Below are 10,991 nucleotides of genomic sequence, written 5' to 3' on the forward strand. Positions count from 1 at the left end.
CGCGATGGTCCACGGCACCGGCAACAACGGCGAGGACGGCGGCGGAGGCAGGCGAGAAGAACGCCCCCTCGCGGCAAAAAACGGCCCCCGGCACAGGGCCGGGGGCCGCAGCTCAGACGTTGTCGTCAGCGCTTACGCGTCGGCGTAGAGGTCCTTGAGCTTGAGCAGGTGCGCGTAGCGAGCCATGGCGGCCTCCTCGTTCTCCGCGAAGAGCTCCTTGGCGCGCTCGGGGAAGGAGCGGGTGAGCGAGGCGTAGCGGGCCTCGTTCATCAGGAAGTCCTGGTACCCACCCGCCGGCTCCTTGGAGTCCAGCGTGAACTTCTTGCCGGTCGGGGCGGCCGGGTTGAAGCGGAAGAGATTCCAGTAGCCGCACTCCACGGCCTTCTTCATCTCGGCCTGGCAGTTCTGCATGCCGCCCTTCTTGATGGAGTGCATCTCGCAGGGGCTGTAGCCGATGATGAGGGACGGACCGTCGTAGGACACGGCCTCGTGGATGGCCTTGAGCGTCTGGTTCATGTTGGCGCCCATGGCGACCTGGGCCACGTAGACGTAGCCGTAGGACATGGCGATCTCGGCGAGGCTCTTCTTCTTGGTCACCTTGCCGGCGGCGGCGAACTGCGCCACCTGGCCGATGTTGGAGGCCTTGGAGGCCTGGCCGCCGGTGTTGGAGTAGACCTCGGTATCAAAGACGAAGACGTTCACGTTGTTGCCGGAGGCAAGCACGTGGTCGAGGCCGCCGAAGCCGATGTCGTACGCCCAGCCGTCGCCGCCGAAGATCCAGAAGGCCTTCTTGGTGAGGTAGGACTTGTCGGCGAGGATGGCCTTGGCGGTGTCACAGTCGGCCTTCTCGAGCTCGGCGATGTAGGCGGCAGCGGCGGTCTTGCTGGCCTCGGTGTCCTTGCGGGCCTCGAGCCAGGCCGTGGCGGCCTCCTTCAGCGCCTCGGACGCGCAGTCGGACTCGATGAGCTTCTCGGTCTCGGCGACGATCTTCTCCTGGACGGCGTCATAGCCCAGAGCGAGACCCAGGCCGTGCTCGGCGTTGTCCTCGAAGAGCGAGTTGTTCCACGCCGGGCCGTGGCCGCAGGCGTTGACCGTGAACGGCGAGGTCGCGGCCGGGTTGCCCCAGATCGAGGAGCAGCCGGTGGCGTTGGAGATGAACATGCGGTCGCCGCAGACCTGCGTGACGAGGCGCGCGTAGGCGGTCTCGGCGCAGCCGGCGCAGGAGCCGGAGAACTCGAGGTACGGCTTGGCGTACTGGCTGCCCTTGACGTTGGCGGCGATGAGCTCCTTCTTCTCGGAGACCTTGTTCACCGCGTAGTCCCACACCGGAGCCTGGTCGAGCTCGGACTCCTGCGGCACCATCGTGAGGGCGCCCTTCGGGCAGACCTTGGCGCAGTTGGTGCAGCCCATGCAGTCGAGCGGGCTGATGGCCATGGTGAAGGTGTAGCCGGTGCCCTTGGGGATGGTGAGGTCGAGACGACGCATGTTCTCGGGGGCAGCAGCCTGCTCGTCGGCGTTCATGACGATCGGACGGATCGTGGCGTGCGGGCACACGAACGAGCACTGGTTGCACTGGATGCACTTGGTCTCGTCCCAGTGCGGCACCATGACGGCGACGCCGCGCTTCTCGTACGCGGAGGCGCCGAGCTCCCACTGGCCGTCGGCGACGTCCATGAACTTGGAGACGGGCAGCGAGTCGCCGTCCATGCGGTTGATCGGCTCCATGAGCTCCTTGACCTGCTTGACGATGGCCTCGCGGCCCTCAAGCGTGAGCTCGACCTTCTCGTCCTCGGCGGTCGCCCAGTCGGCGGGCACCTCGAACTTGCGGTAGGCGGTGGCGCCGGCGTCGATGGCCTTCCAGTTGGCCTCGACGATGTTCTGGCCCTTCTTGGCGTAGGACTTCTCGGCGGCGTCCTTCATGTACTGGATGGCATCGGCCGCGGGAAGGACCTGCGCCAGCGAGAAGAACGCGGACTGCAGCACCGTGTTGGTGCGCTTGCCCATGCCGACCTTCTCGGCGAGGTCGATGGCGTCGATCAGGTAGACCTTGATGTCGTTCTTGGCGATGTAGCGCTTGGCCACGGCCGGCAGGTGGGAGGCGAACTCCTCGTCGGACCACTGGCAGTTCACCAGGAACGTGCCGCCCGGCTTGACGTCGCGGACCATCGGGAAGCCCTTGACGATGTAGGACGGGTTGTGGCAGGCCACGAAGTTGGCCTTGTTGATGTAGTACGGCGAGCGGATCGGGGAGTCACCGAAGCGCAGGTGCGAGATGGTGACGCCGCCGGTCTTCTTGGAGTCGTACTGGAAGTAGGCCTGGACGTACTTGTCGGTGTGGTCGCCGATGATCTTGATCGAGTTCTTGTTGGCGCCGACCGTGCCGTCGCCGCCGAGGCCCCAGAACTTGCACTCAATCGTGGACGGGTCCGCCGTGTTGGGGGCGTCCGGGTCCATGGGGAGGCTGAGGTTGGTGACGTCGTCCACGATGCCGATGGTGAACTCGCGGGCGGGCGCGTCCTTCTCGAGCTCCTTGTAGACGGCGAAGGCAGCCGCGGGCGGCTCGTCCTTGGAGCCGAGGCCGTAGCGGCCGCCGACCACGGTGATGTCGGACTTGCCGGCCTCGAAGAGGGCCGTGATGACGTCCTCGTAGAGGGGCTCGCCGATGGAGCCGGGCTCCTTGGTGCGGTCGAGCACGGCGATCTTCTTGACGGTGGCGGGCAGCGCGGCCACGAAGTCCTCGACGGACCACGGACGGTACAGGCGGACCTTCACGAGGCCGACCTTCTCGCCGTGGGCGTTGAGGTAGTCGATGACCTCCTCGAGCGTGTCGCAGAAGGAGCCCATGCAGACAACCACGCGGTCGGCGTCGGCGGCGCCGTAGTAGTCGAAGAGGTGGTAGCTCGTGCCGAGCTTCTCGTTGATCTTGTCCATGTAGGACTGGACCACGGCGGGCAGCGCGTCATAGGCCTTGTTGCAGGCCTCGCGGTGCTGAAAGAAGATGTCGCCGTTCTCGTGGGAGCCGCGCGCGTGCGGGTGCTCCGGGTTGAGGGCGTGGTCGCGGAACGCCTGGACGGCGTCCATGTCCAGCATGTCCTTGAGGTCCTCGAAGTCCCAGGTGGCGACCTTCTGGATCTCGTGCGAGGTGCGGAAGCCGTCGAAGAAGTTCAGGAACGGCACCTTGCCCTCGATGGCCGCGAGGTGGGCCACCGGCGCGAGGTCCATGACCTCCTGGACGTTGCCCTCGGCGAGCATGGCGAAGCCGGTCTGGCGGCAGGCCATGACGTCGGAGTGATCGCCAAAGATGTTGAGCGCGTGGGAGGCGACGGTACGGGCGGACACGTGGAAGACGCCCGGCAGGCCCTCGCCCGCGATCTTGTACATGTTGGGGATCATGAGGAGCAGGCCCTGCGACGCCGTGTAGGTCGTCGTGAGGGCGCCCGCGCCGAGCGAGCCGTGCACGGTGCCCGCAGCGCCCGCCTCGGACTCCATCTCCACGACCTTGACCGGCGTGCCAAAGACGTTCTTCATGCCCTGGGCGGCCCACTGGTCAACGTGGTCCGCCATGGGGCTGGACGGGGTGATCGGGTAGATGCCCGCCACCTCGGTGAACGCATACGAGACGTACGCCGCCGCCTCGTTGCCGTCCATGGACTTAAACTTGCGCGCCATATCCTCTCCTTCGTAGTGATTCCAACGAATCCCTCGCGGGCACGCCCGAGCCGCCGAAGGCGCATGACGGAACGGGGCCTTTGCCCATTCATGGTCATAGTCTACTACCCCGCGCGGCCCAAACGGACGAGAAGAGCGGCGGACGGTCGAAGCCTGAAAGAACCCGGTCCGACCTCACGCGCCGACGGCCGACGCGCCGGGCCGGGCGGCCCGTCGGGCGGACTCGAGCAGCCGCGCGTAGCCGTCGGCAAGGCGCCGGGCGCGCGGGCCGGAGGCACCGGCGGCCGGGACCACGCCGTGCTCGTCCGAGACGAGAAACGCCTCGTCGTAGCGGGCGGTGCCGTCCATGACGGCGCGCGCGACACCCTCCTCGCAGGCCACGGGGATCCCCGCCGTGCGCGCGAGGTCGGCTATCAGCGAGGCCGCACCGGAGAGCGGCCGCTCGGGCGCCCCGTCGCGGACGAGCTCCTCGCCGCGCACCAGCCAGAGCCCCTCGGGAGCGACGCCGGTGACGTCGGCCTCGCGCGCGGCACCGAGGGCGCGCTCGGCGAGGGCGGAGACCGTGGTCACGGGCAGCGGGTCGTAGGGGCCCACGGTCATGGCGGCGCGACCCTCCTCGTCGACGATCACCATGAGCACGCCGTCTGGGTGGAGCGCGGCGCCGGCACCGAGCGTCCACTCGATGTGCTGCTTGGCCCAGGCCACGAGCTGCGGCGACACCGGCGCGCCGTTGACAACGCGGCGGGAGAGCGCCCTGAGGTGGCGGTTCTCGAGCGGCAGGGTGCGGGCGGCGAGGCGCCACCGGCAGACGAGCGCCGGGCGGCCCAGCCTGAAGTTCTCCATCTGCGCGTCGTTCTTCTCGCCCGTCATGAGGCTCCTTCCTTCGCGGGCCTCACATTCTAGCGCGGCGGTCGGGGGTGGCGTCGTCCCGGAATTGGCGGGGTTGTTCCAAGGGCGTCTAAGAATTGCGGGGGTTGTCCCGTTGGCGGCCGCTTGAAGTGCGCAAGGCTGGCGATTCCTAGAGTTTTTCGGTCAAAGGTGCGATAAGGGCGGCGATTTCCGGAGGCCTGCGGGACAAAGGCGCAAATTCCTAGAAGACCCCGGAACAAAGTCCCGGAAAACGAGAAGCGCCCCGGCAGCCGCAGGGCCGACCGGGGCGCATGTGGAAAAGGGACTGTCCCCTTTCCACGTCAGTGACGGAAGTGGCGGTTGCCGGTGAAGACCATCGCGATGCCGTGCTCGTTGCAGGCCTCGATGCTCTCGTCGTCGCGCTTGGAGCCGCCGGGCTGGATGATGCAGGTCACGCCGTGCTCGGCGAGCACGTCCACGTTGTCGCGGAACGGGAAGAACGCGTCGGACGCGCAGGCGTAGCCGCCCTTCTCCACGCCCATGCGCTCGCAGGCCTCGTCGGCGCGCTCGCAGGCGAGAAGGGCCGAGTCCACACGGTTGGGCTGGCCCGGGCCCATGCCGATGCCGGCCTTGCCCTTGGAGACGAGGATCGCGTTGGACTTGACGCCCTTGCAGACGCGCCAGGCGAACATCAGCTCGTCCATCTCGGCGTCCGTGGGCTTGCGCTCCGTGGGGCAGGTGAAGGTCGCGGGGTCCTCGGAGACGGAGTCGACGTTCTGCAGCAGCACGCCGCCGTCGATGGAGCGCAGCTCGTACTCGGCGTGGCCGCCCACGCCGCCGGTGGCCAGCACGCGCAGGTTGGGGCGCTTGGCCATGCGCTCGAGGGCCTCGGCCGTGTAGCTCGGCGCGATGATGACCTCCACGAACTGGCCGTTCTCGTCGAAGGCGTGCTCGACCAGCTCGTAGGGCACCTCGCGGTTGCAGGCGATGATGCCGCCGAAGGCGCTCTTGGGGTCGCACGCGAAGGCGCGGTCGTAGGCGGTCGTGACGTCGTCGGCCACGGCGGAGCCGCAGGGGTTCTGGTGCTTGAGGATCACGCAGGCCGGGCCGTCGAACTCGCGCACGAGGTTCCACGCGGCGTCCGCGTCCAGGTAGTTGTTGTAGGAGAGCGGCTTGCCCTGGACCTGCTCGGCGCCCACGAGCGGGAACTCGGAGGAGCCGGCGGCCGCGAAGTCGTCCGCAAAGCGGTAGACCGCGGCGCTCTGCTGGGGGTTCTCGCCGTAGCGCAGGTCGTCGACCTTCTCCAGGTAGACGCCCAGCTCGTCCGGGGTGGCGGGCGCCTCGGCGTCCTCGAGCTCCTCGGGGAACTCCTCGTCGTAGCGCTCGGCCAGCCAGCCGGCGATGGCCGCGTCGTAGCAGGCCGTGGTCTCGTAGACCTTGAGCTGCAGGTAGCGGCGCAGCTCGAGCGTGGTGCAGCCGTCGCAGGCGCGCATGGTGTCCAGGACCTCGTCGTAGTCGTCAGGGTCGGAGACCACGGTCACGGAGTCGGCGTTCTTGGCGGCGGAGCGCAGCATGGAGGGGCCGCCGATGTCGATGTGCTCGATCGCGTCGTCGAAGGTGACCTCGGGGTTGGCCACGGTCTTCTCGAACTCGTAGAGGTTCACGACCACGAGGTCGATCATGCCGATGCCGTGCTCGGCGGCCTCGGCCATGTGGGCCGGGTTGTCGCGCCGGGCGAGCAGACCGCCGTGCACCTTGGGGTGCAGCGTCTTCACGCGACCGTCCATCATCTCCGGGAAGCCCGTGTACTGCTCGATCGGCACCACGCGGACGCCGGCCTCCTCGAGCACGCGCGCGGTGCCGCCGGTGGAGATCACCTCGACGCCGAACTCGTCCTCGAGCGCCTTGACGAAGGCGACGACGCCGGTCTTGTCCGTGACGGAGACGAGCGCCCGCTTGATGGGAGTGTCTGCCATGGCCCCTCCTTGGGTTTGTCGACGACATGATGTACCGTCTCATCTACGATACCGCAGCTGGAGGACAACATGACGCAGACTCGGAACTTGACGTGGCGCGCCTTCGAGCCGGGGGACTTCGAGAGGGCGGCGCGGCTGCTCGGCCGCACGTGGCTCCCGGAGTTTGGCGAGGCGGCGCAGCGGGCGGCGAGCCAGATCGAGCTCGCGCACTACCTGGCGGCCAGCACGTGGTCGCTCCTCGCGGAGCGGGACGGCGAGGTCCTGGGCGTGGTGCTGGTCGCCGAGCGCGGTCGCGAGGCTGCCGGCGACGTCGACTGGGCCGGGCTCGAAGCGCGTCTGACGCGGGCGGCCGAGAAGGACGAGGCGCTCGCGGAGGCCGTGCGGACGGAGATGGACGGCGTGCGCGAGGAGGCCGAGCTGGAGCGGGAGTACGCCGCCGACGGCCCCGCAGGCGCGGACGCCACGGTGAAGCTGCTCATCGTCTCCCCCGACGCCAAGGGCCTGGGGATCGGCGGGGGGCTCTTCTCGGCCGCGCTGGAGCACCTGCGCGAGACCGGTGCCCGGGGCTACCACCTGCTCACGGACGACAGCTGCGACGTCGGGTTCTACGAGCACAAGGGGCTCACGCAGGCGATGCGGCGGCGCTCCCGCGCGTACTGGCCCGGCGTCGACCCCGAGAAGGACGAGTTCTATGTCTACGTCTACGAGCAGTCCCTCCAACTTGCCTAAAAGGGGTCAGACCCCTTTTAGGCAAGTTTGCGGGAGGTTCGCGCCTACGCCGTCGGGGCGGATGCATCTGGGCAACGCGTTCGCCGCGCTGGTGGCGTGGCTCTCCGTGCGCGCGGCGAACGGCAGGATGGTGCTGCGCGTCGAGGACCTGGACCCGCGCGCGGCGAGCCGCGAGCGCGCGGAGCTCCTGATGGACGACCTGCGCTGGCTGGGGCTCGACTGGGACGAGGGCCCGTACTGGCAGAGCGAGCGCGGGTCGCTCTACGACGAGGCGATCGCGCGTCTGGACGCCGCCGGGCTCACCTACCCCTGCTTCTGCACCCGGGCGGAGCTGCACGCCGCGAGCGCACCGCACGCCTCCGACGGCACGCCGGTCTACGCCGGCACGTGTCGCGGGCTCTCCGCGCAGGAGGTCGCACGCCGCTCGGCCGTGCGCCCTCCGGCGACGCGCCTGCGCGTGCCAGATGCCGACGACCCCGCAGGCACCATCGAGTTCCGCGACCTCGCCTACGGGCCGCGGCGCGAGGTGCTCGCGCGCGAGTGCGGCGACTTTCTCGTCCGGCGCAGCGACGGCGTGGTGGCCTACCAGCTCGCCGTGGTGGTGGACGACTCCCTCATGGGCGTGACCCAGGTGGTGCGCGGGCGCGACCTGCTCGGCTCCTGCGCGCGCCAGATCTACCTGGGGAGGCTCCTGGGCTTTCCCGCTCCCGAGTACGGCCACGTTCCGCTGCTCGTGGCCCCCGACGGGCGCCGCCTCGCCAAGCGCGAGAAGGACCTCGACCTCGGTGCCCTCCGCGCGAGCGGCGTGCGACCCGAGCGCGTGGTGGGCACCCTCGCCTGCGCGGCGGGCCTCGCCGAGCCAGGCTGGGAGGGCCGGCCGGCGGAGCTCGTCGGCGGCTTCTCCTGGGAGCGTCTCGCGGCTCACCGGCATGACATCGTCGTGGACGACGTTTTTCTCGCCCGACTCCGTGCGTGAAAGTTGTGAGACCTCCGTTTGTGCGGTATGATGCACAGGCACCAGCCACGGAGAGCTGACCGAGAGGCCGAAGGTGCTCGCCTGCTAAGCGAGTATAGGATGCAAATCCTATCTGGGGTTCGAATCCCCAGCTCTCCGCCAGTGTCCTGTCAAGCGGGCCCCTGTCGCAGCGTCGGCGGGGGCCCGCTTTCGTAGGCGTCACCACATCTTCGACACTTTTCTCCTTTTCCCTTGACTTCCGCCGGGCACGATGGCAGTATTAACAACCGCACGCGGCGTTACCTCAGCTGGATAGAGGACCTGACTACGAATCAGGGCGTCATAGGTTCGAATCCTATACGCCGCACCACGCAAGATACGGGAGGCTCCCTCGGGGGCCTCCCGTTTTGCTATGGACGCGAACTTGCTACAGCGCCGGTCGGCACTGCACGCCGCTCTCCGGCCCCACGCCCACGAACGTGTACGCGACACCGCGCGCGTCGCAGAGGTCCATCAGGTCCACGACGTCGTTCTTCTCGTCCGTGAGATAGGCCGCGAGCGAGGGCCGGCCCGCCGCGCCGACCGCGCCCAGCACGCCCGGCACCGCCGCTGGCGCGAAGATCACCCGCAGGCTGCGCTCGTCCTCCCCGTAGGCGACGAGCGTCGACGGCCCCTCGAGATGCTCCCGCACCTCGAGGACGCCGTCGTCCCCCTCAACGATGCTGACCGAACGAACGTCCCCCGCACGCTCGAAGCGCGCCACCGCATGCTCCCGCATCCCGTACTCCTCTCCACGCTTTCCTGCGTACAGTACAGCACAGCTGCAGGACCAGAACAAGTGTTCTGCCGTTCGCCCGACAACCCGTTCGGCGAGCGGTTACTCCGGCCGGATGACCTCGACGCCGCCCATATAGGGGCGCAGGGCCTCGGGCACCGTGATGGAGCCGTCGGCGTTCTGGTAGTTCTCCATGATCGCGGCCATCGTGCGGCCCACGGCCAGGCCGGAGCCGTTGAGCGTGTGCACGTAGCGCGTGCCCTTGAACTCCGCCGGGTCCTTGTAGCGGATGTTGGCGCGGCGGGCCTGGAAGTCCCAGCAGTTGGAGCAGGAGGAGATCTCCTTGTAGTTGTTGTAGCTGGGCAGCCACACCTCGAGGTCGTAGCACTTGCACGCGGAGAAGCCGATGTCGCCGGTGCAGAGCGTGACCACGTGGTAGGGCAGCCCCAGCGCCTGCAGCACCGCCTCCGCCTCGGCGACCATGCTCTCGAGCTGGTTCATCGAGTCCTCGGGCTTGGCGAACTTGACCATCTCCACCTTGTCGAACTGATGCACGCGGATGATGCCGCGCGTGTCGCGCCCGGCCGAGCCCGCCTCCTCGCGGAAGCACGGCGTGAACGCGGTGTACCACAGCGGAAGCTGGGAGCCGTCCAGCACCTCGCCCCGGTGCAGGTTGGTGAGCATGACCTCGGCCGTGGGGATGAGGTAGAGGTCCGGGTTCACGTGGTAGAGGTCGTCCTCGAACTTGGGCAGCTGGCCCGTGCCAAAGAGGGTCTCGCGGTTGGTGATGACGGGCATCCACCACTCCTTGAAGCCCGCCTTGACGTGCATGTCCACCATGAAGCTGATGAGCGCGCGCTCCATGCGGGCGCCCATGCCGCCGAGCACGTAGAAGCGCGTGCCGGCGATCTTGACGCCGCGGTCGAAGTCGATCATGCCCGTGGCCGGGCCCAGGTCCCAGTGCGCCTTGGGCTCAAAGCCGTCCGCCGCGAAGTCGCGCGGGGTGCCCCAGCGGCGCACCTCGGGGTTGTCGGAGTCGTCCCTGCCGTAGGGCACGGACTCGTGCGGGATGTTGGGGATGCGGGAGACCAGGTCAAAGAGGGCGTCCTCGACCTCGGTGCGACGGTCGTCCAGGCTCGCGATGCGGTCCTTGTTGGCGGCCACGCGCGCCTTGGCGGCCTCGGCCTCGTCCCTCTTGCCCTCGCGCATGAGCTGGCCGATCTCCTTGGAGACGGCGTTGCGCTCGGCCTGGAGCTTCTCGACCTCGGAGATGACCGAGCGGCGCTCCTCGTCAAGCTCGAAGAACTTCTCGCGGTCCCAGTGGGCGTTCTGCCGAGACTCGCAGGCCTTGTCAACAAGGTCGGGGTTCTCGCGAACGAACTTGATGTCGAGCATGGTCACTCCTCGCTTTGTGCTGTACCGGTCGCAGGCCCTCGCCCGCAAGCCCCCCAAGTATATACTTGTGCGGTTGGAAGACGACGCGCCCAGGGAGGCAGCATGCAGGCACTTTCGGATTTCTTCACGTGGCTCTTCAGCGACAAGGTGGGCGTCCTCTGCCTCATCGGCGGCGGCATCGTGATCTGCCTGCTCATCGCGATTCTCATGGAGCGCAAGACCAAGCGGCGCTACTTCAACCACGAGAAGACCGACGACGACTGGGACCTCTTCGGCGACGACGAGTAGCCGCCCCGCCGCGCGCCGGGGCGGGCGCGGGTCGTCCCGGCGCACAAGAAAGGGGCCCCGGCGCTGCCGCCGAGGCCCCGAACGATCGTGGTGCGGGCGAAAGGACTTGAACCTTCATGGAGTTGCCCCCATACGGACCTGAACCGTACGCGTCTGCCAATTCCGCCACGCCCGCGTGCTGAGCTATCGTAACGCATCCGTCGCGCGTTGCCAAGTGTTTTTCTCGCCGGGCGAGAAGGGCGGCGGGGTCCGGGAATCTGCGGGCTTGTTCCGGGCGATTCTAGGAATCGCCGGGTTTGTTCCGGGCGGTTCCAGGAATTCGGGCCCTTGTTCCGGTCGCCTCCGGGAATCGGCG

General features: G+C 68.2%; 8 protein-coding genes and 3 tRNA genes. 5 read left to right on the top strand and 6 right to left on the bottom strand.

The window, feature by feature from the left end; genetic code table 11:
• Positions 1 to 132: 132 nt before the first annotated feature.
• From nifJ to purH, 3 genes are all read right to left on the bottom strand, one after another.
• Positions 133 to 3,669, bottom strand: a complete 3,537-nt coding sequence (gene nifJ / locus H6A07_RS04375) for a pyruvate:ferredoxin (flavodoxin) oxidoreductase (protein ID WP_204813723.1) — start codon at positions 3,667 to 3,669, stop codon at positions 133 to 135.
• Between the two features lie 174 nt (positions 3,670 to 3,843).
• Positions 3,844 to 4,539: a hypothetical protein gene (locus tag H6A07_RS04380; RefSeq protein ID WP_239471069.1), complete on the bottom strand. Its 696-nt coding sequence runs from the start codon at positions 4,537 to 4,539 to the stop codon at positions 3,844 to 3,846.
• A gap of 320 nt (positions 4,540 to 4,859) precedes the next feature.
• Entirely contained in the window at positions 4,860 to 6,494 is a 1,635-nt protein-coding gene (gene purH / locus H6A07_RS04385) for a bifunctional phosphoribosylaminoimidazolecarboxamide formyltransferase/IMP cyclohydrolase (protein WP_204813724.1), read from the bottom strand.
• 69 nt (positions 6,495 to 6,563) lie between these two features.
• Between purH and H6A07_RS04390 the strand changes: the two genes are divergently transcribed.
• The 4 genes from H6A07_RS04390 to H6A07_RS04405 all read left to right on the top strand — a co-directional run bounded on the left by H6A07_RS04390 (position 6,564) and on the right by H6A07_RS04405 (position 8,548).
• The gene (locus tag H6A07_RS04390; protein WP_204813725.1) at positions 6,564 to 7,223 is read left to right on the top strand and encodes a GNAT family N-acetyltransferase; all 660 of its coding nucleotides are present in this window, start codon (positions 6,564 to 6,566) and stop codon (positions 7,221 to 7,223) included.
• Positions 7,186 to 8,199, top strand: coding sequence for a tRNA glutamyl-Q(34) synthetase GluQRS (gluQRS, locus tag H6A07_RS04395; protein ID WP_204813726.1), 1,014 nt, complete (start codon positions 7,186 to 7,188; stop codon positions 8,197 to 8,199). The genes H6A07_RS04390 and gluQRS overlap by 38 nt, the downstream gene beginning before the upstream one ends.
• Positions 8,200 to 8,248: 49 nt before the next feature.
• Positions 8,249 to 8,340 (top strand) — tRNA-Ser (locus H6A07_RS04400).
• Positions 8,341 to 8,471: 131 nt separating this feature from the next.
• Positions 8,472 to 8,548 (top strand) — tRNA-Arg (locus H6A07_RS04405).
• A gap of 57 nt (positions 8,549 to 8,605) precedes the next feature.
• Here the strand turns inward: H6A07_RS04405 and H6A07_RS04410 are convergent.
• Positions 8,606 to 8,956, bottom strand: a complete 351-nt coding sequence (locus H6A07_RS04410) for a hypothetical protein (RefSeq protein WP_204813727.1) — start codon at positions 8,954 to 8,956, stop codon at positions 8,606 to 8,608.
• Between the two features lie 99 nt (positions 8,957 to 9,055).
• A complete protein-coding gene (gene serS / locus H6A07_RS04415) occupies positions 9,056 to 10,348 on the bottom strand; it encodes a serine--tRNA ligase (RefSeq protein WP_204813728.1) in 1,293 nt (430 codons plus the stop codon).
• Between the two features lie 102 nt (positions 10,349 to 10,450).
• Between serS and H6A07_RS04420 the strand changes: the two genes are divergently transcribed.
• Entirely contained in the window at positions 10,451 to 10,636 is a 186-nt protein-coding gene (locus H6A07_RS04420) for a DUF6724 family protein (RefSeq protein WP_204813729.1), read from the top strand.
• Positions 10,637 to 10,724: 88 nt separating this feature from the next.
• On the opposite strand, the gene H6A07_RS04425 is transcribed toward H6A07_RS04420, so the two are convergent.
• Positions 10,725 to 10,811: transfer RNA gene (locus H6A07_RS04425), tRNA-Leu, on the bottom strand.
• Between the last annotated feature and the right edge of the window lie 180 nt (positions 10,812 to 10,991).

It is taken from the genome of Olsenella uli, from assembly GCF_016899935.1.
Lineage (GTDB): Bacteria > Actinomycetota > Coriobacteriia > Coriobacteriales > Atopobiaceae > Thermophilibacter > Thermophilibacter uli_B.